18 protein-coding genes are annotated in these 23,527 nt (G+C 64.2%); 4 read left to right on the top strand and 14 right to left on the bottom strand.

Annotation, left to right across the window (positions count from 1 at the left end; all coding sequences use genetic code 11):
• Positions 1–75: 75 nt before the first annotated feature.
• The gene (locus tag SH412_RS07875) at positions 76–1,071 is read right to left on the bottom strand and encodes an NAD(P)H-dependent glycerol-3-phosphate dehydrogenase (protein WP_336522962.1); all 996 of its coding nucleotides are present in this window, start codon (positions 1,069–1,071) and stop codon (positions 76–78) included.
• Between the two features lie 159 nt (positions 1,072–1,230).
• Here SH412_RS07875 and SH412_RS07870 point away from each other — a divergent pair, with 159 nt between their 5' ends.
• Complete coding sequence (locus SH412_RS07870; RefSeq protein WP_336522961.1) at positions 1,231–1,464, top strand: hypothetical protein; 234 nt, start codon at positions 1,231–1,233, stop codon at positions 1,462–1,464.
• 150 nt (positions 1,465–1,614) lie between these two features.
• Here the strand turns inward: SH412_RS07870 and SH412_RS07865 are convergent, their stop codons facing one another.
• The 5 genes from SH412_RS07865 to SH412_RS07845 all read right to left on the bottom strand — a co-directional run bounded on the left by SH412_RS07865 (position 1,615) and on the right by SH412_RS07845 (position 7,604).
• Positions 1,615–2,991, bottom strand: coding sequence for an MATE family efflux transporter (locus SH412_RS07865; RefSeq protein WP_336522960.1), 1,377 nt, complete (start codon positions 2,989–2,991; stop codon positions 1,615–1,617).
• A 52-nt stretch (positions 2,992–3,043) separates the two neighbouring features.
• Positions 3,044–4,411 (bottom strand): aspartate aminotransferase family protein, encoded by a 1,368-nt coding sequence (locus tag SH412_RS07860; protein ID WP_336522959.1) that lies wholly within the window; start codon positions 4,409–4,411, stop codon positions 3,044–3,046.
• Between the two features lie 31 nt (positions 4,412–4,442).
• Positions 4,443–5,465, bottom strand: a complete 1,023-nt coding sequence (locus tag SH412_RS07855) for a DUF3500 domain-containing protein (RefSeq protein ID WP_336522958.1) — start codon at positions 5,463–5,465, stop codon at positions 4,443–4,445.
• 54 nt (positions 5,466–5,519) lie between these two features.
• Positions 5,520–5,867 (bottom strand): histidine triad nucleotide-binding protein, encoded by a 348-nt coding sequence (locus SH412_RS07850; RefSeq protein WP_336522957.1) that lies wholly within the window; start codon positions 5,865–5,867, stop codon positions 5,520–5,522.
• Between the two features lie 93 nt (positions 5,868–5,960).
• Positions 5,961–7,604 carry an Nramp family divalent metal transporter gene (locus SH412_RS07845; protein WP_336522956.1) on the bottom strand — a complete coding sequence of 548 codons (1,644 nt, stop codon included), beginning with the start codon at positions 7,602–7,604 and terminating at the stop codon, positions 5,961–5,963.
• A 293-nt stretch (positions 7,605–7,897) separates the two neighbouring features.
• Here SH412_RS07845 and SH412_RS07840 point away from each other — a divergent pair, with 293 nt between their 5' ends.
• On the top strand, positions 7,898–9,733 hold the full coding sequence (locus SH412_RS07840; RefSeq protein ID WP_336522955.1) for a phospho-sugar mutase: 1,836 nt from the start codon (positions 7,898–7,900) through the stop codon (positions 9,731–9,733).
• Positions 9,734–9,814: 81 nt separating this feature from the next.
• Here the strand turns inward: SH412_RS07840 and SH412_RS07835 are convergent, their stop codons facing one another.
• The 7 genes from SH412_RS07835 to SH412_RS07805 form a co-directional block, all read right to left on the bottom strand.
• Positions 9,815–10,237 carry a hypothetical protein gene (locus tag SH412_RS07835; protein WP_336522954.1) on the bottom strand — a complete coding sequence of 141 codons (423 nt, stop codon included), beginning with the start codon at positions 10,235–10,237 and terminating at the stop codon, positions 9,815–9,817.
• A 286-nt stretch (positions 10,238–10,523) separates the two neighbouring features.
• Positions 10,524–10,901 carry a hypothetical protein gene (locus SH412_RS07830; RefSeq protein WP_336522953.1) on the bottom strand — a complete coding sequence of 126 codons (378 nt, stop codon included), beginning with the start codon at positions 10,899–10,901 and terminating at the stop codon, positions 10,524–10,526.
• The gene (locus SH412_RS07825) at positions 10,898–11,389 is read right to left on the bottom strand and encodes a hypothetical protein (RefSeq protein WP_336522952.1); all 492 of its coding nucleotides are present in this window, start codon (positions 11,387–11,389) and stop codon (positions 10,898–10,900) included. Before SH412_RS07825 ends, SH412_RS07830 begins: the two co-directional genes overlap by 4 nt.
• A gap of 107 nt (positions 11,390–11,496) precedes the next feature.
• Positions 11,497–12,963 carry a trypsin-like peptidase domain-containing protein gene (locus tag SH412_RS07820; protein WP_336522951.1) on the bottom strand — a complete coding sequence of 489 codons (1,467 nt, stop codon included), beginning with the start codon at positions 12,961–12,963 and terminating at the stop codon, positions 11,497–11,499.
• Between the two features lie 272 nt (positions 12,964–13,235).
• Entirely contained in the window at positions 13,236–13,688 is a 453-nt protein-coding gene (locus tag SH412_RS07815) for a TraR/DksA family transcriptional regulator (protein ID WP_336522950.1), read from the bottom strand.
• A 327-nt stretch (positions 13,689–14,015) separates the two neighbouring features.
• Positions 14,016–15,419, bottom strand: coding sequence for a DUF1501 domain-containing protein (locus SH412_RS07810; RefSeq protein WP_336522949.1), 1,404 nt, complete (start codon positions 15,417–15,419; stop codon positions 14,016–14,018).
• A gap of 118 nt (positions 15,420–15,537) precedes the next feature.
• Positions 15,538–16,101: an RNA polymerase sigma factor gene (locus SH412_RS07805; protein ID WP_336522948.1), complete on the bottom strand. Its 564-nt coding sequence runs from the start codon at positions 16,099–16,101 to the stop codon at positions 15,538–15,540.
• A gap of 1,020 nt (positions 16,102–17,121) precedes the next feature.
• On the opposite strand from SH412_RS07805, the gene SH412_RS07800 reads away from it, so the two are divergent.
• Positions 17,122–17,934 carry a hypothetical protein gene (locus SH412_RS07800; RefSeq protein ID WP_336522947.1) on the top strand — a complete coding sequence of 271 codons (813 nt, stop codon included), beginning with the start codon at positions 17,122–17,124 and terminating at the stop codon, positions 17,932–17,934.
• Between the two features lie 242 nt (positions 17,935–18,176).
• Positions 18,177–21,272 (top strand): tetratricopeptide repeat protein, encoded by a 3,096-nt coding sequence (locus tag SH412_RS07795; RefSeq protein ID WP_336522946.1) that lies wholly within the window; start codon positions 18,177–18,179, stop codon positions 21,270–21,272.
• A gap of 328 nt (positions 21,273–21,600) precedes the next feature.
• Here SH412_RS07795 and SH412_RS07790 read toward each other — a convergent pair whose 3' ends face one another.
• On the bottom strand, positions 21,601–23,154 hold the full coding sequence (locus tag SH412_RS07790; protein ID WP_336522945.1) for a hypothetical protein: 1,554 nt from the start codon (positions 23,152–23,154) through the stop codon (positions 21,601–21,603).
• Positions 23,155–23,527 lie beyond the last annotated feature (373 nt).

Below are 23,527 nucleotides of genomic sequence, written 5' to 3'. Positions count from 1 at the left end.
GCGCGGCCTCGGTCGGCCCGCGTAGTTCGGCGTCTTCCTGCGACCTGTCGCCGCGACTGTTTTTGAGCAAAGAACTTATTCGGACCGCTGGGGGCGATGCATCAGACTGTTCGTGGCCTCAGCCGGAGACTTGTTCTCGAACAGCACTCGGTAGACTTCGCCCGTGATGGGCATATCGATCCCTTCCTGTTCGGCAATGTCGAACACGCTGCGGGCCGTCGCCACCCCTTCAGCCACGGAGTCCATACTCGCGAGGATTTCCTGCAAGGTCTCTCCGTTTCCCAGCCGCTGTCCCACCCGGCGATTCCGTCCGAAGGGACTGACGCACGTGGTGATCAGGTCCCCAAAACCGGCAAGGCCGTGAAACGTCGCGGCGTCCGCTCCGAACCGCATCCCGAACCGGGTCATTTCCACCAGCCCGCGCGTCAGCAACGCCGACTTGGCATTGTCCCCGTAGCCCAGACCGTCCGAAATGCCGGCGGCGATCGCCACCACATTCTTCAGCGCCGCCGCCAGCTCAACCCCCACCAGGTCGAGATTCGTATACACGCGAAACCGGTCGGTCCCGAAGATTTTCTGAACCTGCCGGGCCAGCCCCAGATCGGCGCTGGCCGCAACGACCGTCGTCGGCAACCGTCGGGCAATCTCTTCCGCGTGCGATGGACCGCTCAGCGCAACGACATCCCGGTTGCCGAGGACGCTCGAAATGATTTCACTCGGCCGGAGAAAGGTTCCGTTCTCGATTCCCTTGATCACGCTGATCACCGGTCGGCCCTGCGTCAGCAGAGGACGCAATTCCAGCAACGACGACCGGAGGAACTGCGTCGGCACCGCTGCCAGCAGATACTCCGCCCCGGTCAATGCATGTTCGATATCCGACGTCACCTGCACCCGGTCCGGAATCCGAATCCCAGGCAGCAGCCGCCGGTTCTCCCGGTCCCGCCGGATCTGCTCGGCATGAGCCGGGTTGCGCGCCCAGATCGACACCTCCTGATGGGGATGTTCCGCCAGCACGACGGCGCAGGCGGTCGCCATCGCGCCGCTCCCGAGAATTGTCACCTTGGTGTGCATCGGTGGAGTCCCTGTCGCTCCGTCGTTTAGCGCAAGCTCTTTCCCGAAAAAGAGTTATCCACGAACTCGGATCTTGCGGGAATTCCCCGCCAGAATTTGCCGCAACGGGGAATGTGACCTAGACTTGTCAATATTGCGGACTTCCGCGGAGGTATGGTAATGCAGATGGTCACAGAACAGAACCCTCGCCCCTTTGTCGATCGGCGCAGCGCCGCATCCGGCGCCCGTGACGGCGGCCCCGAACGCCGACAGTTTGTCGCGACGGCCAGCAGCCGGCCGGAAGTCGCCGAGCTCGCCGCCGCAATCGACAAATACAAACTCGATCACCGGCGGCGATTCGTCACCTACGAAGAGCTCTACGACGTGATGGTTTCGCTCGGTTATCACCGATAGCAAACCGTCACCTCCACATTCTGCAGATCCGCCAGCGTCGCGTTCCGTGGCGGGAGCGACTGCATTGAGTTGTTCGGGCCAATGCCTGTCGGCAGGGGCGCATTCCCCCACGGGATTGCGCCCCTGCTGCCATTTTCAGACGTCGCAACGTCAGACGGAAGTCCGGACCCAGCGTCCGGAGCGGTAGCGCCACCAGAGCAGGCCGGCCCGGACGATGTTGTCGACTCCCATGCCGATCCAGGCGCCAAGCAGCCCCCACTGCAGAACGACTCCGAACAGGTAACCCAGCGGCACCCGCAGTCCGATGGTGCCGATCAGCACGCACAGCAGCGGAAACCGCGTATCCCCCGCCCCGCGCAGGCAGCAGGCCAGCACGATCAGAATGGCCGTGGGAACCTGATAGCTGGCCATCAGTCGAAACGCCGGCACCCCCTGCACCGCGACGTTGGGATCCGAATGCATGGCGGCATAAATCTGCGGCGCCCCGAGGCCGAAGATCAGACCGATCACAAACGCGTACGCGACGATCTGCCGAATCGCTACCCGGCCGACCAGTTGCGCCCGCTCCGGCTGCCGCGCCCCCAGCGACTGCCCGACGAGGCTGCTGCAGGCAATTCCCCACGCAAGTGCGGGCAGATACGAGAGCGACTCCACCCGCACTCCGACAATATGAGCCGCAAACGCCGCTCCATCGAAGCCTCCGGGCGAAAGCCGGGCGATGATCATCAGGAACAGGAAATGCCCGGTAAACGTAACAGCCCCTTCCAGACCAGCCGGTCCGCCGATCCGGAGAATCCGGGCCGCCGTGGCGGGAACAATCCGGAACTCGCTGCGGATCAGCGACAGATGCGACCAGCGGGAGCTCAGCGCGGTCGTCATCAGCACAGCGCCGCAGAACTGGGCCGCGACCGTACCGGTCACAATTCCGTAGACGCCCATCGGTCGCAACGGGCCGAATCCATACACGCACCCCGTCGAAACCAGGATGTTGACGACGTTGGTGACTCCCAGCACCAGCAGCGGAGTCCGCATGTCTCCACTCCCGCGCAGCGACGCGGCTCCGATCAGCATCCAGCATGCAAAAAACTGGCCGAACGCGTCGACCCGCAGATAATGCACCGCGATTCGATACGTCTCTCCCTCCATCCCCAGCAGCATCGGCGTCCAGGGGGCGAGCCCCTGCAGCAACGCGAAGACAGCAACCCCCAGACCGATCGCCAGCACTTGCGCGTGTGTGGCGATGCGGCGGGCGTCTTCGTGCTGTCCGGCGCCCCAGCAGCGGGCGACGATCGCCGTCGCCCCGGTCCCGATCAGGCCGAAGATCATCGACGCCAGCCAGCCGACGTAAGCCGCCAGACCGATCGCCGCGGTTGCCTCCTTGCTGATCTGTCCGGAGAGAAAGACGTCGAAGAAGCCGACGCACAGATACAGCATCTGCTCGGCCAGCACCGGCAAAGCCAGACGCAGAATCTCCCGACCGATCGGCCGAACGGACGGCTCGTTCCGGACAATCGCCGGGCTGCTCATCGCACCATCCGCCCCGGACGGCCTGCCTCACAGCTCCCGCGACGCCCTGAGCTCACGAAATCCGGCCGCCTTCCCGCAGCAGATCGATCGCCTGCGAGAAAGCCTCCACCGTGATCTCCACATCCGCCTCGGTATGGGCCGCCGAAGTCATCGCTCCTGAGCCGAACCAGTCGACGCCCCCGACGAACAGCGCCCGCCGCAACGCAAAACCCAACTGGCGGTCGGACTTGCCATCCAGCTTGCGATAGTCGCCGCCGCACGGAATGAAATCGTCCCGATCCGGCCGCGGGCCGTCGTAGCCCATCAGCAGATGGATCATCGAGAATTCGCCGTACGCGATCCAGTCGACCGACTTCTCCGCAAACAGTGCGTTCAGACGACCGCGCAGCACCGCGGCCATCCGATTCGAGTGCCGTCCCGGCTCCCCCGTCGCGACCACGTCCAGAGCCGCGACGCCGGCCGCCGCGGAAAGCGGATTGCCGTTGTACGTGCCAGGGTGCTTCATTTTCTTGCCGAAACGGTTCTCGAACGCCAGCCCTTCCAGCAGATCCGCCCGTCCGACGAGGGCGCCCCCCGGCAGACCGCCCGCCAGAATCTTGGCCAGCGTCGTCATATCCGGGGCGATTCCATAGTGCCCCTGAGATCCGCCCGGATGCACCCGGAATCCGCTGATGACTTCATCGAAGATCAGCGGCACGCCGCGGGCCGCTGTCAGACGGCGCAGCTCCCGCAGGTATTCTCCCTGCACGGGCACCATGCCCCAGTGACCGCCCGTGGCTTCGACAATCACGCAGGCCGGCCGATGCTCATCAAGGGCCTGCTCCAGCGCCGCGAGATCGTTCGGCGGAATCGGAATCGTCTCCGACAACACCCCCTCGGAGACCCCGGGCAGAGACCAGTCCTCCGGGGTATACGGCGCATAGGCGGCCGGCACCAGCGAATCGTGCCAGCCGTGGAAGTGCCCGATAAACTTGACCACCTTCCGCCGACCGGTCGCCAGGCGGGCGATGCGGATCGCCATCAGCGTGGCTTCCGTCCCGCTGTTCGTAAAACGAATCCGCTCCGCGGCGGGAAGCAGCCCCAGCACCCGCTCCGCCCAGTCCATCTCCAGTTCGTGGCAGGCCGAAAAGTGCGTTCCGAGGGCCATCTGCCGCTGCACCGCTTCAACCACCGCCGGGTGACCGTGGCCCAGAATCAGCGACCCGTGGCCCACCCAGTAGTCGACCAGCGAATGCCCCTCGACGGTCGTCTTTCGCGATCCGTGAGCCTCGCGCACGTAGACCGGAAACGGTTCGAGGTAGCGTCCGTCATGGGTCACGCCGCTCGGAAACAGCGACTTGCCCCGCTCGGCGAGCCGGGCCGACTCGGGAAATCGCTCCGCATACAAAGCATCGAGACGGGACACCACAGCCGTCGTCATCTTCGCATTTCCCCATCGGCCGCAAGGCCGCCTACTTCGACCGGGCGACGTTCAAATCGCCATCCAGACTTCGCCACATCGAGTGCACGTGATTGGCGTTGTTCTGCGTGTTGTTGTACTCGATCACAAACGTCGGCCCCTGCACCCGGTAGTGATGCCGCTCGTGCAGATCGGGTTCGCCCCACCACGCGAACTTGATGACATCCATCCCCGCCGCGTTGATCTTTGCCCGTCGCTCGGCCTCGACGTCCCCGGTCAGGTTCTTCAGGTATTCGCCCAGCAGGTCCTGCAGCAGCTTCTGCTGATCGGCCGACATCTCCTGGAACGACAGTCCCACCGCCGGGCCGACGTCCGCCTGTGGAGCGCCGGGTCCGGGAACCTCGTCGGGAGCGGTCTTGCTGATCCAGCAGGCTTTCTGCTGCTCCGGCGTGCAGAGTTTCAGAATCTGGCGCGCAATGTCTTCCTCGGGCCCCAGCACCCGAATCTGCCGCCCCTTCCCCGCTTCAATCGTCCCCGGATTCGCTCCGAAAAACTCCGGCGTGCTGGCGACGACTCGACCGTCTTTGACGCTGAAATTCAGCGAGATGTGGTGTCCTTCCACTCGCCAGCCCCACACCCCTTTGTCCGAGGGGGTTCCGAAAATGCTGAGATAGTATTTCTGAGGATCGCGTCGTTCGCGACGAACCTGACGCTCTCCCCCTTCGAGGAGATACAGCACCTCTTCGAGACTCATGATATTCAGCGTCTGGTCGTAACCGGCCTCCGACAGCCCGGAGTGAATCAGCGCCAGCGCGGCCTTATGAGCCGCCCCTTCCAGCGCCTTCAGCGGCAATCCCTTCCGCTCCCGCGGAATGAAGTGCCAGTTCAGCCGCTCCGCGTCGTCATACGCGAACGACGTCTGAGCCAGTTGCGCCGGAGTCAGGGTCCCCTGGAACGCCTTAGCCGCCTCAGTCATCGCCAGCCCCGTCGCCGGCGCCTGTGGCGCCTGAGCGACCAGCAGCGCCGCCATCGTCACCACCACCAATCCCGCTACCAGCAGTTGTCGCGACGCCATTGTGAGCTCTCTTCCTGTGATTCGCGGCCGTTGAGGATTCGTGGTCGCGTTGACTTAACCGGGAGGCCACCCCAGCGGACGTCCGCCCAGCAGATGCACGTGCAGATGATCGACCGACTGCCCGCCGTCGGGACCGCAGTTGATCACAGTGCGATAACCATTCTCAAGGCCAAGCTGGCTGGCAATCGTGCGGGCCGACAGCAGCAGATGCCCCAGCAGCGACTCGTCCGCCTCCGCAGCTTCCGCCAGACTGGCAATCTCCTGTTTGGGAATCACCAGCACATGCACCGGCGCCTGCGGGTTGACGTCGCGAAACGCCAGGCAGCGGTCGGTTTCGTAGACGATCTGCGCCGGGATCTCGCCGTCGATGATCCGCTTGAAGATAGTCTTGCCCGCCGCCATGCCCGAACTCCTCCGCACGCTGCCGCCTGAGCTGCAGCGCGAAACGTAGCACAACCGGCCGCAGAACTCAAATCTGCTCCGATTGCAGCAACGTCAGGCGACCTTGCTGTAGATCAACCATCCCCCGGCCAGCAGCATTCCGAGCGACGAAATGATCAACAGCACGTCCCACCACCACGGCCCCCGCAGTCGCCGATCAGTCTTCGTGTAGCGGAAATACAGCGCCGCCCCGGCCAGCATCGGCAACATCACCGCCTGCATCACGCCCGACCAGAGTATCAGCTTGACCGGGTTCTCCCCCAGCCCGAGCAGCATCAGCAGACAGACCAGCGGGAAGGCAAAGCTGACCCAGTTGAGCGCCCGACGATGCACATCCTCGCTGTGCCGGTCGATCACGCCCGTCAGCTTCAGCGCGTCGACCACAGTCCGCGCATGCCCCGCATTCGCCACCAGAAACGTCGAATACAGCACCGCGAACGCCCCGCCCAAGAACAGCCACCGTGCATATTCCCCGAAGATCGGCACGTACGCCGTCGCCAGCGTGCTCACCATCCGCATCCCGTCCGGATCGCGCCCCTCGTTGAAGAGCACGGCGACGCCCATCAGAAAGAACGCCAGCGTCGCCACCGTGTAGACGATAAGCGACGCAAAGGCATCCACATGCATCACCCGGATCCAACCCCGCGCCCGCTGCAGCCACGCCTCGCTGCCGTCGTCGCGCCCGGCATAGCGGGCATACCCCTTCTCCAGACACCAGTACGGATACGCAATCAGCTCCGTCGCCCCGACGCCGATGATCCCGAACGTCGCCAGCGCGGTCACCACCGGATCGATCCCCGACTCCCGAGACGGCAGGCTGAACGACAAGCCATGCCAGAAATCCTGCAGCGAGATCGAAAACTCCCGCGTCATCTGCAGCGCAACCACGTTCCCCAGCGTGATGAACGTGAACGCCACCACCAGCACCGTCGAGAGATTCTGGATCAGGTTGTAGCGTCCCCAGTAGAGCATGAACGCCGTCGCGACCGCGATCATCGCGGCGTAAATCCGATCGTCGCTGGTGACCGGATCTTCAATCTTCTCCTGCTTCCGGACACGCTCCAGCAGAACCTCTCCCTCCTCCCCCAGATCCGCGATCGCCTGGCCGACGATCGCGTGACCCCGCTGGATGCGCTTCTGCTCCGCAGGCGACAGCTTCGCCAGTTCCACTCCGCCGTTCTTCGCGTCGTCGTCCCACCGCACGAACCGCTTCAGCTCGCTGTTCGAAGGGGTCCGGATCGCGGCCGCATAGTCCCCCGTGATCGGGTACGAGATCGCCAGCGCCTGCCCCACGCCCCCGGCGATCCCTCCAAGCTGCCCCATGCTGGCGATCATCATCGCCAGCCAGTACCAGACCAGCCAGTTCACGACCAGCCGCGGTCCGGGGACCTGGTCCATCGCCGCCAGCGTCGATTCCCCCTTGCTGATCGTAAACCGACCCAGCTCGATCTGCACAAAGACCTTGATCACGCAGCCGATGATGATCAGCCACAGCAGCGCGATCCCCGCCTGAGCGCCGGTCTTCGTCGTCGCAATCAGCTCGCCGGAACCGACGATGCTCCCCGCAATGATCAGCCCCGGACCGAGATTTCGCAGGACATCCCATGCCCGCCGCGGCGGCAAACGCTGCCCTTCGTCCGGTTCCGGATCCTGGGAAGGCGGCAGCGTGTTGAAATCTTCCTCCGGGCGCAACGTCATGGCGGCCTGTTCCTCAACAGCAGTCAAATCGAGTATTTCGGATGTGTGTATAGCCGCCTGCCCGACCGGTTCGCAACAACGCACTGCGATTTCAACCCTATAAGCCGCAGAATTCCTCCAGCCGCACCGGCTCGGCGCCCCTCTGCCGCGCCATCCTGCCCGCGGCTTGCCCGCGCCCGGTCAAGATCGCCATCCTGAGTGGAACGACGGCCCTCCGCCGGTCACAATTCCGTCCGGTTCTCCCGGCCGCGGATCGCCGCCGGAGCATCTCCTCGAACTCTGGGAATCGCCGTATGTCGCCGGTTGCTCTGACGGTCGCCGAAGCTCTCCCCCTGATCGCATCGGCCGTCGAGTCGGGCCGATTGACAGCGCCGGCTGCCGAAAATCTCCGGATCTGGCTCGCCGAGCCGCAGTATGGCCAGTATCAGCCGCAGCTCCTCCAGCTCGTCGCCGCAGCAGATTTCACGCAACTGGACTCCCTGTTCTGGGAACGCATTCCCTTCGGGACCGGCGGACGTCGCGGCGGCATGAGCGAGTTCGGTTCCGCCACCATCAACGCCCGCACCATCGGCGAGTCAGCCAACGGCCTGGCCGCCTACGTCCAGCAGGTCTGCGGCGCCGACGACCGTAAAGCGGTGATCGCCCACGACACACGCCATCGCTCGCCGGAATTCGCCCGTCTGACTGCCGAAGTTCTCGCCGCCCACGGCTTCCAGGTCTTCTTCTTCGACGGCGCTCGCGCCACCCCGGAACTCTCCTTCGCAGTCCGCAAGCTGCAGTGCGACTGCGGCCTCATGATCTCCGCATCGCACAATCCCCCGTCAGACAACGGGTTTAAAGCTTATTGGTCCAACGGCGGCCAGGTCCTGGCGCCGCATGACAAAGGAATCATCGAGTGCGTCAACGCGACGCGCGAGATCCCGCGCGTCCCCTTTGAGGAGGCCGTGCGCGACGGACGGATCGTGGTCGTCGGCGCAGCGCTCGACGAAGACTACCTCCAGACCGTCGCGGCGCTCAGTCTGACGACCGAGCGGGACGTCACCATCGTCTTCTCCCCGCTGCACGGAGTCGGTTCGACGTCCGCGTACCCAGTTCTCGTTCGAGCCGGCTTCCCGCAGGTCCTCCAGTTCGAACCACACTGGGCTCAGGACGGCGGCTTCCCCAACGTTCCGAAGCACCTCCCCAACCCCGAGCTGACATCGGTTTTTGAACCGATTCTCCCGTTCGCCCGCGAGAATGCCGCCGATGTGATTCTGGCCACCGATCCCGATGCCGACCGCCTGGGGGTCGCCGCCCGGACCCCGACCGGCGAATACCTGCCCCTCACCGGCAATCAGGTCGGCGCCCTGATCATCGACTACCTCTGCCGCAAACGTGCCGCGCAGGGGACGTTGACTCCTTCGCACTACGTCGTCGAGACGCTGGTCACGTCTGGTCTGATCGCCCGGATCGCCGACTCGCGCGGCCTGCGCGTCATTCGCGATCTGCTCGTCGGATTCAAGTACATCGGCGAGACGATTGACCGCGAAGGAGCGGCCGACTTCGTCTTCGGCGCCGAGGAATCGCTGGGCTACCTCGCCGGCGACTACGCCCGCGACAAAGACGCCTCAATTGCCGCTCTCTATGTGGCGGAACTGGCGGCGGAACTGAAGGCCGAGGGCCGTTCGCTGCTGGATCAGCTCGACGCGATCTACATCCGCTACGGCTATTTCCTCGAAACGCAGCGTTCCAAGACCTGCGTCGGCTCGCAGGGAAATGAGCAGATCCGTCGGATCATGCAGGAATTTCGCATTCGACCGCCCGCGGCGCTCGGCGGCCTGACACTGTCCGGCGTCCTCGACTACAAGCAGCACGAGATCCGCTCACTGCCTGCAAATGTCAAAACGCAGGAGCTGCCGGCTCCGTCCGGAGACCTGCTGTTTGTCGAAGCCACCTCGCCCGACGGCACGCTCCGGGTCGCCCTGCGACCTTCCGGCACGGAACCCAAGATCAAGTTTTACTTTTTCGCAGAAATGTCCCCGTCGCTCACCCTCGACGCCGCAAAGTCGCGGGCTCGGGAGCAGCTCGCCGGCATGGCGGATGGGCTCGAGACCTGGATGACCGCGGTCCTGCAGTCCCCGTCACACTGAACTGAAAGTCAACAAACGGAACAGGCCGGTCTCGCAGAGAGACCGGCCTGTTCCGTTTGGGAGAAGACCAGGCATCCGCCCTTATTTCTTGTGGGCCTTGTGGCATTCGCCGCACGACGCCGTCACCCCTTTGAATTCCGCCTGAGCCCCGGCGTAATCCTTGGCCTCGATCTTTGCGAGCACCGCGGCACTGGCTGTTTGCAGATTCTTGCAGGCGCTGGCCCACACGCCGTCCGGACAGCGCCCGTCGTCCATCAGACTATAGCCCGATTCGTTGAGCAGCGCTGCTTTCGTCGCCAGCTCCTCCCAGGCCTTGTCGTCGGACGGAGCGGCTTTGAGCGCTTCTCCGAGCCCCGCGCACTGCGGCTTCACCAGCCCCGCCATCATTTGCTTCGTCGTCAGGGGCCGGGTCTTGCCCTTCTTGACCTGCGCCTGAGTCGCCAGCGACAGACCGACCAGCGCCACAATCATCACCCCTGCGAATCCCAGTTTCTTCATCGTCATCGTCCGCGCATCCTCAATTGACCCCGAAAACGTGGCCGACCGCGTCGACCCGCTCCGGCCCACAATAGCCGGACCGCTGCGGCCCTCAAGCGGATTCCCGCCAAAGTCCGTCTCCATCACGTAAAAACAATTTCCGGATCGCATTGTGGCAGAAAGGCAATTCCATCTCCGTCGCGCCACCGTTGCGACTCCAGAGGATTGAGTATTCCAAAGCGAGCGAATAGCGAGTAGCCAGTAGCCAGTAGCCAGACAGAGGAGTTACTGAGCGTCTTCTTCTGGCTACTCGCTATTCCCTATTCGCGACTCGCTCTCCTCCATTCCGCCCCAGCCAGCGCCGAACCCCCAGCAGGCTCGCCACATTGGCAAAGTGCATGGCCCCCAGCGTCATCAGCACCACGCCCACCTGGAACGCCAGACTCACAAGGGCGGCATCCCAGCTCGCCGGAGGTCGGCGGACGGTCAGAAACATCAGCACCAGTGCCGAATTCGTCAAATAGAAGCCGGTCAGCAGAACATGATTGGTCGCGTCAGCCAGCCAGGTCCGCCCCGCAAAAACCTCGACCAGAAACGGTCGACCGTGACGATGCAGCGTCCGCCCCACGCACACCGTGACTCCCAGGCTGAGCGCCAGATAAACAAGATACGCCCCGACCGCCGGAGTCATGGCCTGCTTCCCTGCGGCGAATCGTCGACCGGACCGTCGAACTGCAGTTCGGAGGGGGAGGCGTGATCCCGAAATGCCTGCCGCCGGGCGGTCAGCTCGCTGACAGAGTGCCGGCGCAGCGGAGGGCGATCGTCGACCGTCGCGTGGTTTCGGACCGCGGCAAAAACCGCCAGGACGGCAAAGTGCATGGCCCCCAGCACCACCAGAATCATCCCCACCTTGCTGCTGAGCAGTTCAATCGACTCCTGCGCATCGACAACTCGCTGCTCCGACCGCATCAGAAAGCTGATGACTCCCAGGTTGACCAGGTAGAAGCCGACGATCAGCAGGTGCGACAGCGCATCGGCCAGGACGGCATCGGGCTCGGCGTCGTTCCCGACCCGCGTCAGAAATGTCACGCCGTTACGCCGCAGGGTACGCGCCACCCAGATGGTGATCGCGACGCACAGCCCCAGATAAATCAGATAGGTCCACGCCATGCCGTTCACGATCAGATCCCGCGTGCCAGTTGAGCTGTTGCCGGTTCCTCTCGATGGGAAACCGGCGGTGGCGCGCGGGATTAACCGGAATTCTGCGAGGCGTCAGTCCGCGACGTTCAGCGGCGCCAGACGACGAGCTGGCCGACCGGCTCCTTCCGACCGCCGCGGCTGACCTTGAGCAGCACGCTCGCGCTGGAACTCGATTGCTCCAGAGCAAACTGCAGATCGGCGACGTTCTTGACCGGCATCTGCCCGATGTTCTCGATCAGGTCGTACAACTTGAGGTCGGACGCCAGCGGGCTGTCCTGATCGATCTTGAGCACCAGCAACCCCTGCGTGTCGCGCTCGAATCCCAGTTGCTCGGCCAGGTCCCCGTCCAGCGGATGAACGGTCAGCCCCATCTGCCGGATCGGGACTCCCATCCCCGGCTCAGAAGGCGCCTCGCTCGTCTGCTGCGGCATCTCTTTCCGGTCGGTCAGTACGATTTTGAGCGTCAGCTTCCGGCCGCCGCGCCAGACCGTCAGTCGAATCTCTTTGCCGATCGCAGTCAGGCTGACCAGGTTAATCAGATGGTTCTCGTCCTGAATCTCGATGCCGTCAAAGGTCAGGATGACATCGTCGAACTGCAAGTTCGTCCGCGATGCCGGCGAATTGGGATAGACCTCGGTGACGCGGGACCCCTGGACGCGATCGAGCCGCAGGCGCGCCGCCGTCTTGCTGTCGAACGCAGGATCGAGCCTGACCCCCAGATAGGCCCGCTGGACGGCGCCATGTTCGAGGAGCTGCTCCATCACGCGCTGCGCGAGATTGCAGGGGATGCTGAAGCCAATCCCCTCGTTCCCGCCGCCGCTGCTAGCGATCGCGGTGTTGATCCCGATCACCCGCCCCTGCAGATCGATCAGCGGTCCCCCGCTGTTGCCCGGATTGATCGCCGCGTCGGTCTGCAGGAAGTCCTGATTCAGAACTTCCGCCGCCCCCAGTCGCAGGCTCCGACGCCCTTTGGCGCTGATGATGCCGAAAGTGACCGATCGGCTCAGCCCGAACGGGCTTCCCAGCGCCAGCACCATATTTCCGATTTCGATCTGGTTGCTGTCGCCCCATTTGGCCGCGACCACGCCGCTGGCGGAGATTTTCATCACGGCCACGTCGGTGGCGGCATCCTGCCAGACCCGATCCGGGTGAATCTCGCGACCGTCGTTGAGAGAAATCGTGATATTCGGGAGTGTTGCGCCGTCGATCACGTGCCGGTTGGTGACGACGTAAAAGCCTTCCGCCTTGGTGCTCGCCAGGATCACGCCGGAGCCGGTCTCTTCGATCTTCCCCCGGGACTGCGACTGGCGTTCGCTCTGGATGTGCACGACGCTGGGCGTCGTCAGGGCGGCAATCTTCGCCAGATGCTGGCTCCCGAGTTGCAGCGGCCCCATCTCACCGGCCAGATCCTGGTAAGCGCGTTCGGCGGCATCCCTGTCGAGGGCGTCGGCCTGCAACCGGCTCTCCCCCCACAGGCACATCAGCCCGGCTCCCAGCAGCGTGCCGGCGGCCAGGGCTCCACTCGCGATCCAGATCAGCGATCGCTGTCTCATGGCAACTCCCTCAAACCCGCTCCGGACGTCCGGGATTCTATCATGTGATGTCTCGTCCAATTTCCTGTCTTCGACGACCGACGCCGACGTGCTCCAGTCGAAGCAGGATTCTGGCGATCGCAGGGAATTCCGGGTCCGATTCGATCCGAACGATATTCCCGAATGCGCCGCCAGAAATAGCGCACCGCGCAAGCAACGAGCGGAATGCCCACCGCTTGAGGTAAGCATCCCGCTCGTCTGCTGAGAACGCAATCCGGAGTTGTCCGTTCCGGTCAGGATTCGATTTCTTCGAACTCCAGCAGTTCCGGTTCTTCGTCCATTCCCCGGCGTTCATACTCCATGGCGCCCGCCCAGTTCTCTTCGACCCCTTCAGCGCCACCGGATTCTTCCGACCGCCGCTGACACTCGACGCAGGTCGTGGCGGACGGCAGAGCCTGCAGCCGCGCTACCGGTATAGGCTTCTGGCAGCGCTGGCAGGTTCCGTAACGGCCTTCACGGATCATTGTGATGGCAAAATCAATCTCTTCCAGCTCGCGACTCTCCAGAGCGGCGAGTTGCGTGTGAAGTTCCGCCCGTTCCACCTGGCTGGCGGTTTCGCCAATATCGTTAATTCCGTCGTCGTCCAGAAACGCCAATCCCATCTCATCCGAGATCTTTTCTCGCAGCGCATTCCGCTGTGCGACAAGACGAGCGTGGAGTCGAACCAGAGCATCTTTTCGCGGCATGATGACACCTCCTGCTTTGCGACTCTCGAGCAGCCCGCATGGGAGCGGCCCCTGTCCCTTGAGAACGCAATTCGCACTACTCAGGATGAATCAATTGCCGAAATCGGGGACAATTCCCATCGACGTCAGTATGTTCACCAAGGGCACCTGCCTGCGTTCCCAGTTTTGGGAGGCTCCACTGACAGATTAATACGCAGATGGGTCTCTGGACGCCGATTAAAAAGGACGTCGCTCACCAGAATTTCGCAAAATCCCGCTGTTACAGGACTTGCGACAATTGGCCGATTGCCCCGTTCCAGTCGCTGCAACATCTGGCCGTCAGATGGCTTAGGCGAAAAGCGGCAAAATCGGCTGACCCGGGCAGACAACCTGCGGCCGCCCCTGCGAGTCGCTCAGCTCCAAGTGCGGCGGCACCCCCAGCAGGTGGTAGACCGTCGCCACCACATCCACCGGCCTGACCGGATGCGTCGCCGGGTAGGCCGCGTATCGATCCGAAGAACCGAACGCCTGTCCCCCCTGAATCCCTCCCCCGGCCAAAACCGTTGTAAAGCATCCGGGCCAGTGATCCCGCCCGTCCGCCCCCGCCCCCGCATCGCTGTTCCGCTGGCCGATTCGAGGCGTCCGTCCAAACTCCCCCGTCCAGACGACGAGCGTTTCGTCAAGCAGCCCACGCTCGTAAAGGTCATCCAGCAATGCAGAAAACGCCTGATCCGCCACCGGCATCAGTCGCTCGCGGAGATCGATGAAGTTTCGGGAGTGCGTGTCCCAATAGACGCTGACGTTCTTGATCCCGTCGTTGGGCCAGAAAACCGTCACTAGAGGGACGCCTCGCTCGATCAGGCGCCGGGCCTGCAGAACCGACTGACCGTGCGGGTTCTGTCCGTAGCGCTCCCGGACCTCGGTCGTTTCCCGCGTCAGATCGAACGCCGCCTGTGATGCCGGGGAGGCCAACAGGTCGAAGGCCCGGTGATAGTGGTCCTCAACCGCCCGCGGCCCCGTCTGCGTCTGCCAGGACGCCCGAGGATTCCGCATCGCTTCGAGCAGGCTCTGCCGCGAATTCAACCGGTCGGTCGAAAGCCCCGGCTGCGGCGCAAAATCGCCGACCCGGTAGTCCGGGAGCGACGGATCGGCGTCGATGGTCAACGGATCGAACGTCGGTCCTAACCAGCCGGCAAATTGCCCATGGCTCTCTTCCACGAACCTGGGCACGTCGTTCGGAAGCTTGGGCCGCATCGAGACGAACGGCGGCAACGGCGGCCGACCGAGGCCCGCTCGCGACACCACCGAACCGATACTCGGCCAGTCTTTACGCAGGTCGCTGACGGGCGGTGGCGGTTGCCCGGTCAGCAGGTAGTGCGTCGCCGTCGTGTGATCGACATTGTCATGCGTCACCGACCGCACGATCGCCAGCTTGTCGGTTCTCCGGGCAAGCAGCGGAAAGTGCTCGCAGATCTGAATGTTCGGCACGACCGTGCTGATCGGAGCAAACGGCCCGCGCACTTCGGCCGGAGCATCCGGTTTGAGATCCCACGTGTCCTGATGAGCCGGTCCGCCCCACATGAACAGCAGAATGCAGGCCTTCGCCTGCCCGTAACGCGGCAGCAGGCTCGCCGATTCGGCCGCCAGGGCTCGGCCGGCCAGCAACTCTGGATACTGCAGACCGAACAGCCCCAGGCTCCCCGCCTGCAATGCGCTGCGCCGCGTCAGGCGGTCCGGACGGAATGGCTTCATGGGGCGACTCAAAAGAAGACTGCGGAGCAGCACCGCGCAGGGCGCTGCTCCGCAGAATCGCATCAGTCATCCGTGATGTCAACGGGATTCCGTATCGTTCGCCCGTCGCGACCAGCCTTCAGATCGGCTGCATATGGCTCTGCAGGACCTCCTTCAGGCGGTTCCGTGCCGTGTGCAGCCGACGCTTGATGGTTCCCACCGGGCTGGAGAACCGATCGCTCATCTCAATCAGCGACTGACCTTCAAAATAGAAGGCCAGCAACGTCGTCCGATCGAGCTCCCGCAGTTCGTTCAGTCCGCTCCAGACCTGCGTCGCATTCTCGTTGCTCAGCACGTTCTCCAGCGGAGTCGTCGCGGCCCCGTTGATTCCTCCCAGGAAGTCCGGATCCTGAGCGATTTCCGGCGGCCGACGAACCGCCCGGTTGATCGCCATCCGGACAGTAATCCGTCGCAACCAGCCGGCGAACCGCTCGGGCTCCCGCAACTGAGGCAGCTTCCGCATCGCCTGGATGAAGACATCCTGCGTCAATTCCGCAGCTTCGGACCGGTTCCGCAACCGGCGGAGGCCGATCGCGAACACGGTGTTCTCGAACTGTCGCGCCAGTTCCCCGAACGCTTCCCGGCTTCCCCCCTGGGCTTCCTGCACCAGAGCGGCAATCTGATTCTGTTCCAAAGGTTCCATAGCGATGCGTATCCCCATGCAATCCCGGCGGCGCAGACGTCCTGGTTGACGCCGACGGTCTGGTCGCCTGTTCAGGCACATCGAATCGCTGACACACCGGCCGCGAACGCCCGAGCATCCCGGAAATCTCCGAGAGGCGGAGGCGTGGCTGAATCGGGACTGGACCGCGACTCGATCGCGGGACCCGAACCAGGCGGCGGGGCGTCATGACGACCCGAACGACGAAAAATTCCGAAGACTCTGCGAACTAGCCGCACATGCTGCGGCTGAGTACCAGTGCTGCCCATGCTGGCGCCGGTAGGCGCTGGCCTACAGGTACCACTGGCACTGTGACGGGCGGGGTGGTGGGTTGGGTCTGCGTACCCTGCCAACCTGACCAGCCCGTACGGAGTCTGCCGCGTTCAAGAGAGGACTCGCGCTGACTGCGCATAGAGTCCGCGGCGTCGGAACATTTCGAACTGACGTCCGAGAAGGATCCCGCACACCGATAGGCATTCGCGGCAAACCCAGCAACCAGACCGGCCTGATGGCCAGCGACGGTGGGAATAACAGCGGAATGAATGCCGTGAGTGTGATTCATCGGGACACCTCCTGCGTATTGGACGCAGTCCTGCGGGGAGAGAGAGAAACCGAGTGGAAGCTCTAAACCTTTCCTGATGCCTTCCAAGGTCGGTAACTTTGGTCACGCTGTTCCACACAACAGGCGGAACATGGTGCAATGACCTGTACCCCTAAGACGACGCACCGGTGGAAAAGGTTCACCCATTTTTTCCGGGAATCCGGATTTTTGAAGCCCGGTTCGCCACCGCCTGCCAGCAAATTCGTAAGAATCCCATGCCGCAATCGGATTAACTGTCTTCCCAGAAGCAACTTACGCCGAAAACAAGACTGTCGGCAAGAAAATCGGAAAAGTCGGCGTAATCGTTAAACTTTACCACGCGGAACGCCGATCTCTGAGAGTGACCAGTCTTTTTTGCGCCTCCACGGACGAGGTGCAATCCGTCGCCCGAAGGGATTCTCATGAACTTCCGCCTGTCGCTGTGCTCAGCCGCCGTGCTTCTGTTCTCTTCAGTGGGCTGCTGCCATCTGCACAGTTGCGTGGACCCCTGCGACCCCTGCTCCCGCCCCCTCGCCGGTTGCGGCCTCTCCAACTGGATGCACGGCGAAATCGACGCCTGGCGATCCCGCAACCAGTGCCGGAACTCCGGCTGGAGCGACGGCGGCTGCGGATGTTCGAGTTGCGGCGGATCTGTTGTCAGCTATGACGGCGTTGGCAACTGCGCTGGCGGCAACTGCGGCACTCCGGCGGCCGGGGGCTGCAGTGGCTGCGCTGGCGGATCAAGCTACCCCGGCGGCGGCAACTACGCTCCCGGATCCGCGCCGACGCCGATTCCCGCCGACACCGCCCCGGCGCCGCCGGTTCCTGTGCCAGCCAGCGAAGCCGCGGCGCGGCAGATGATGATGCAGGGCCGTCAGGTTGTCATGCTGCCGCAGCCAGTGGTCCCAGGACAGTCGGTCCAGGTCTCGTGGGAAGAATTCCAGAAGCTCCCCGGAACAATCGTCTCCGGCCCCGGCGCCGCCGCCCCGGCCCCCGCCATGGTCGCGGCTCCCGGCGCCAGCCCGGCGTCGACTGCCCAGGTTCCGCAAAGCACTGTGCCGCCGCAGAGTTTTGCGGTTCCGGCACCTGCTCAGGGTGCGGCTCCGTCGATGATCGTGCCGGCGGCGGCATCTGCCATGCCGCAGCAGCCGGTGATTTACGCACCGGCCCCGGGCACGGCGGCCCCTGTCGCACGGCCGGTGCAGCAGGCCGCGTGGACTCCGATCAAGCAGTAGTCGTCCGCTGCTTCCGTCGAAAATTCAACAGGTCGGCGCGTTCCAGACGCGCCGACCTGTTTTTGTTTTTTCCCAGATCTCCGGCGGGGCGCGGGGGAACTTCGAGTTCGCGTGCGATGGCCGCCAAACTTGCTTGACCGCTCCGGAAGGCGGGTTCTAGCATGGACGCAAGTCTTTGTCGCAGTTCTTTCTAGCGACGCACCTCCACCATTTCGACGTCTTGCCCCCGAAAGAAAATCAACGTGTCAGACGACGCACAGCCCGGCGGGGTCGATGATCCGCATCCGGCAGACCACCCTCCTGCGGATGCTCCGCCCGACGAAGCCGAATCCGCCGCGTTGCCTGCCGTCGAGTCCGACCTTCCCGAATGGGAGCCGCTGACCCCCGAGCTGGTCGAGGACGAGGCAATCCGGGGCGATTTCGTCCTCCGCTGGACCGTCGTCGGCCTTGCGTTGCTGCTCGGAGTGTCGCAGATCCGAGAAACGCCGGTGCTGGTCCAGATTCGCTCCGGCGAGCAGTTGGCGTCGCAGGGTTTCTGGCCCCCGTCGACCGACTCGCTTTCCTATACGGCGACGGATCGCCCCTGGATGCATCTCTCGTGGTTGTGGGATCTGGCGACGGCGGGCGTCTACGGATTGACGGGCAGCGTCGGGCTGTCCGTTTGGCAGGGATTGCTCGCGGCCACGGCGACTGTTTTACTCGTCCATGCGTGCCGTCCGGATGTTCGAACCTGGTGGGGCTCGATTTGCGCGGTGCTGGCGCTGCTGGCCTGTTACAACCAGTTCACGCTGCAGCCGGAGATCGTCACGCTGCTGGGAACCGCGGCTTTGTGCTGGTGGCTGGTGCGCTGGCAGGAGCGGCCCGAAGACCAGGCGATCTGGCCGATGGTCGGAATTCTCTGGCTGTGGGCGCAGCTCGATGTCCGGGTCTGCCTGGGCTGGGGACTGCTGCTTTCGTTTGGGGCCGGGCTGTGGCTGTCACGGTTGCTGCAGCCCTCCGGCGCTGCGGGGGCAGGGCTGTCGCGATACTGGAAGGGGACCGTCCTCGGAATTCTGATCTCGGCGCTCCACCCGAAACTGTGGTCCGTGTGGACGGCCCCGTGGCGGCTGTATGCGCTGGAATATCCCGGCTGGCGGGCGGTGGCGCCCGGCCGGCTCGGCCCTGACGATCTCTGGGCATTTCCCCTGACCGCCCCGGAATTCTGGCAACAGCTCAACCACTCCACCGTCGCCGCGCTGGCATTGGCGGTGCTGACGGCGGCCTCCATGATTCTGAATCGAGCCCGCCTGCCACTCGCACATGTCGCGGCCTTCGCGTTTGCGAATGCCGTCGCCGTCGCGGCGGCTCACGAGCTGGCGCTGGCCAGTATTGTCAATGCGATGATCTGCACCGTGAACGCTCAGACGTGGTATCTGGTGCGATTCGGCCAGGTCTACTCGATCCGCACGAGCGAGCTGCTGTTTTCGCGTGGCGGACGGGCGGTGACCGTGCTGACACTCTTCGGTCTCGCGTGGCTGACTGTCAGCGGGCGGATCGACGGTCCGGACGGCACGCGGACCGGGGTCGGATTCGCCGCCGAGCTGCAGGATCTGATGGATGGCTACGAGATTGCGGCCGAGTCCGAGTATGACGACCGCCCCTTTCACACACAGTTTCGACAGGGGGATCTGCTGATCTGGGCGGGGCGCAAGTCCTTCATCGACAGCCGCGTGTCGCTCTTTTACGACCCTGCCGACGGGGGGATTCTGAATCTTCACGACCAGACGCGCCGGGCGATCCGCGAACTGGCGAATCCGCAGGCCCGCGAAGCGGCCGAAGCCGTTCGCGAAGTCTTCGAAAAATACCAGATCACGCACGTCATGCCTCGACTGAATCAGCGTCCCGGGGTTTTGCCGGACTACGTTTCGTTCCGGGATCTGCTCAGCTCCAACGGGTGGGAACTGTCGTTCCTGGGCGGCGCCACGGCCGTCTTCCACCGGACTTCCGGCGGGTCCGCCGAGTATCAGGAGTTTCTGGGTGGGCATCGATTCAATCCACGGAAGCAGGCCTTTCAGGACGCGGAGCCGGATCTGGAGGCGATGCCGCGACCGTGGCCCATGGCGCCCAATCGCTATCAGTTGCTGTTTTCGGCGCCGGAATCGCGGTTCCCGGAACCGATGCAGGCGGCGGCCCACTATCTGCAGATGGCGAGCATTCAGCAGATGGCGCTGGAGGTTCGCGTGGGATGCGTGCTGATTGCGATTCGGCGCCTCCAGGAGGGTCTGCAGGCCGCTCCGAATTCCGGGATGGGGTTTCAATTGCTCGGACAGGCCTATCTGACACTGGAGCAGATCGAACGGATGATTCTTGCTCAGTCGAACACGCAACTGGCGCCGACCGGACTCCGGTATTACCAGGCGATCGGGGCGTTGACTCAGGCGTCGGAGTTGCGGCCGGACGAGCCGGGAATTCGATCGGAACTGTTCGAACTCTTTCAACGGGCCGGTCGACTGGACCTGGCGCTCCGCCAGATTCGTGAAGTGCAGCGGTTGACTCCGCTGTCCGAGAACCCCAGCGAAGACGAGCTGGTGCGGCGCGATCAGATCAACGGGCTGGAATCTCAACTGGCGGATGCCGTCCTCCGGCTGGAAGACCGCGCCCGCGAACAGGAGGCGGACACTGCCGACAAACTCCGCGTTGCGTCGTCGTTGGCGGATTCCGGACTGTTTCTCAGCGGTCTGCAGATCCTTGAAGACGATCCTGTTTTACGGAGCCAGAATCCGGCAGCGATGATGCTGTTCGGATCCTGGTTGTATGAAGCGGGCCGGCTGGTGGAAGCCGAGGAGGTGTTTGACGCTCTGGAACAGACTCCCGGGGCCGGGCAGCAGGGGGACTGGCGGATCGCAGCGTCGATGGTGGCGCAGACCCGCGGCGACTACCTGCGCGCCACGCGCTGGATGCAGCAGGAGGTGCTGCAGGGAGACCGGCTCCGGCTGGAGGGAATTTTGGCGACGCTGCCGTTCTCGCAATCGTCGATGGTCTATCTCGGCAAGGATGCATTCCCGCTGATGCAGATTGCGTCGCTGACGGAGGCGTTTCAGCAGTACGCCGCCCTGGCGTCACAGACGACGTTGAACAGCGCTCTGCTCCGTCTCGAGCAGGGGGATGTGGGGGGCGCGAAGGCGGATTTCCGGTCGGTGCTCGACCGGGCGCCCGACTCGCCGGCGCGACCGCTGCTGCGGTTTTACTGGTACTGCCTGACGGATGAGATTCTGGATGTCGAGCCGCCGCACGACTGGATTCCGATCACCCGCGACACGTTCGCGGCTGAATCCGGACCACAGGCGGGGCCGCAGTGACGGTGCGAGGGCTGGTGAGGAACAGGCCAGTTTTGAGTCGGGCAGGTGGCCGGCGGGCGGTTGGGGGCGGGGCTTCGAGTCCGCAGGATTGAAACCCGTTTGCATTCGCTGGGGGCGGTCGCAGTCGCCCGTCCCCAGCCACCCGCCGCACTCGATGAGATACCGCCGGGATCGATCGGGCTTCGGGGAGGGTGGGAAGAGGAGTGGCTGGTGGTGAGTGAGAAGAGGACGCGGAGCGTCCGAAGAGGGCGTTCCCAGGCGGAGCCTGGGAACGAGGGGAAAACAGGGTCGTGAGAAACGTTGGGGCTGCGGGTTGAACCGCGGGGAGTTATTCGATGCGAATTGACAGCCAGCCGGCGTCGGTCTGCACGGCGGCCAGGTCGGGCGGCGTGTCGCCGGGCTTCCAGCCGGCCTGAGGAACCTGCTTCGGGAAGCGGACTTTGGGGAGGCTGGCTTCGATGGCGTTCTGCGTCAGCGACCCCAGCACGGCCGGAAGTTCGGCGCCGTTCTCGGCTTCGACGGTCACTGCGGCGTGCGTCAGTTCGTAGGAGTCGCCGTGCAGGACCAGTCGGAAGGGAATCCGAATGAGGAGCGGGGGGAGCAGCGACTGCCCCGCCGGCTTGAAGGTGGCGCGGATCAGGACGGTCATCTGGTCGTCGCGGGCTTCGAACTCCAGCGGTCGCTTCGCGTCGAATTCGATCATCGTTTCGACCTGGCCGAGAGCTCCTGCGGAGGTTCTCTCGGAGACTTCGCTGCCGGGAACGAGGCGGAGGAGCCGGTCCGCGACGTCTTTGAGCTGGCGATCGGTGGTCTGCAGGCCCCCGAGCCCGGCCCGGCCGCCGATCTGATTCAACAGCGACTCATGGACGCACAGATTCAGACCGGCGTCAGAAATCAGCTCCGCAGGGGGACCGCCGACTTCGTCGGCCGAGGGGGCACCGGGGAAGCGGACGGCCCAGTGAAGAACCGTCTCGCCCGTCACCAGCCGCTGCGATTCCGGCCGGAATGCAGCGGATTCCAGGCGGGTGCGAACCTGCTCGGTGAGGGCCGAGTTGGCGTTGGCGAGCTGCTTGTCGACTTCGCCGTTGAAGCTCGGGTAGACCTTGTCGGCGACCTTCTGGCGGGCGATGGCTTCGGCCGCGGGACGGCGTCGTTCCGCGACGCGCATCGCGATGCTGTCGGCAATCCCGCCGATAAAGCTGCCCGTCAACGCGGTCTGGGCGTTGAGGGTCTGATTGTGGGCCCGAACGGCGACGACCGCCCGGCGGGTTGAGAACTGCTCGCCGTCGAAGAGGACCTCTTTGACGGCGTGGAACTGCTGTTGAACGGCGGTATTGACCATCGCCTGCTCTGTCGTGCCGGTGGTCATGCCGTCGATCTGGCCGTCGAGCACGAATTCGCCACGGGCCTGTTCGCGCGAGGGGCGCAGGTCGATCCGCAACCGGGTTTCGGTGACCTGTTGTCCGGTGACCTGGGCGCCCAGAATGAAGTCCTGAATCTCGCCGGGCTGAACATCGCGCCGGGAGATCAGCCGGTTGATGAACTTCTCCGACATGAGAATCTGCAGCGGATATCCTCGGGAATCGGCAATCAGCTCCGCCGGGGGTTCCGGGAGCGGCGTCGGGCTGGCGGCGTCGAGCGCCGGAAAGGGACCTCCATTGCCCGGCGCAGGGACGCGTTCCAGGCGCGGGCCGCCCTGCGACTGAGCCGTGAATTCGGTGGGGGCGCGAAAGGCGGTCGGCGGCAGATAATAGTAAGGTCGGGGGGGGCCGACCGTGCCGATCGGCAGCGGCGCGCCTTCGGGGAGCGGCTGAACGGGGATGAAGGGAGCGGGACTGAACGGGCCGGGTCCGAAAGCCGGGTCCGTCTCAGGAATGGGCATTGGGGACTGCGAGCCTCTCGGGGGGCGGCGCTGCGCCTCCGCAACGTCACAGGTTGCGAGCCCGAATCCGCACGCCAGAACCGCGGGGCCACAGAGCCAACGGCGTTGAAAGTCGAACATGACTCCGAACCTCCTCAGGAGTCCACCACATCTCGATCACAGTCTGCCGATGTCGGTCTCGGGGCAGATGCCCGATTCCAGGAAACCGGCGAACATTACCACTCAGATTCCCAGCCGCCGCGAAGAGGCCCGATACGACGCGGACGAATTCCTCGATCCTTCGAACTGATTCAGGAGTTCGGCGAAGAGCGCGGGCGGTCAAAAGTACAAACGCCTGCAATCCCCCGAACTCCGACGATCTCCGGCGAACGCT

Origin of the sequence: Planctellipticum variicoloris (assembly GCF_030622045.1) — a bacterium.
GTDB lineage: Bacteria > Planctomycetota > Planctomycetia > Planctomycetales > Planctomycetaceae > Planctellipticum > Planctellipticum variicoloris.
This window is presented reverse-complemented; position numbering and strand designations above follow the sequence as displayed.

Coding starts and splice junctions, on each gene's coding strand:
- SH412_RS07830 (WP_336522953.1), bottom strand. CDS start 10,901: ATGACTCCGGCGGTCGGGGCGTATCTTGTTTATCTGGCGCTCAGCCTG.
- SH412_RS07790 (WP_336522945.1), bottom strand. CDS start 23,154: ATGCCCATTCCTGAGACGGACCCGGCTTTCGGACCCGGCCCGTTCAGT.
- SH412_RS07840 (WP_336522955.1), top strand. CDS start 7,898: ATGTCGCCGGTTGCTCTGACGGTCGCCGAAGCTCTCCCCCTGATCGCA.
- SH412_RS07870 (WP_336522961.1), top strand. CDS start 1,231: ATGCAGATGGTCACAGAACAGAACCCTCGCCCCTTTGTCGATCGGCGC.
- SH412_RS07815 (WP_336522950.1), bottom strand. CDS start 13,688: ATGCCGCGAAAAGATGCTCTGGTTCGACTCCACGCTCGTCTTGTCGCA.
- SH412_RS07875 (WP_336522962.1), bottom strand. CDS start 1,071: ATGCACACCAAGGTGACAATTCTCGGGAGCGGCGCGATGGCGACCGCC.
- SH412_RS07860 (WP_336522959.1), bottom strand. CDS start 4,411: ATGACGACGGCTGTGGTGTCCCGTCTCGATGCTTTGTATGCGGAGCGA.
- SH412_RS07800 (WP_336522947.1), top strand. CDS start 17,122: ATGAACTTCCGCCTGTCGCTGTGCTCAGCCGCCGTGCTTCTGTTCTCT.
- SH412_RS07855 (WP_336522958.1), bottom strand. CDS start 5,465: ATGGCGTCGCGACAACTGCTGGTAGCGGGATTGGTGGTGGTGACGATG.
- SH412_RS07810 (WP_336522949.1), bottom strand. CDS start 15,419: ATGAAGCCATTCCGTCCGGACCGCCTGACGCGGCGCAGCGCATTGCAG.
- SH412_RS07820 (WP_336522951.1), bottom strand. CDS start 12,963: ATGAGACAGCGATCGCTGATCTGGATCGCGAGTGGAGCCCTGGCCGCC.
- SH412_RS07805 (WP_336522948.1), bottom strand. CDS start 16,101: ATGGAACCTTTGGAACAGAATCAGATTGCCGCTCTGGTGCAGGAAGCC.
- SH412_RS07865 (WP_336522960.1), bottom strand. CDS start 2,991: ATGAGCAGCCCGGCGATTGTCCGGAACGAGCCGTCCGTTCGGCCGATC.
- SH412_RS07835 (WP_336522954.1), bottom strand. CDS start 10,237: ATGACGATGAAGAAACTGGGATTCGCAGGGGTGATGATTGTGGCGCTG.
- SH412_RS07845 (WP_336522956.1), bottom strand. CDS start 7,604: ATGACGTTGCGCCCGGAGGAAGATTTCAACACGCTGCCGCCTTCCCAG.
- SH412_RS07850 (WP_336522957.1), bottom strand. CDS start 5,867: ATGGCGGCGGGCAAGACTATCTTCAAGCGGATCATCGACGGCGAGATC.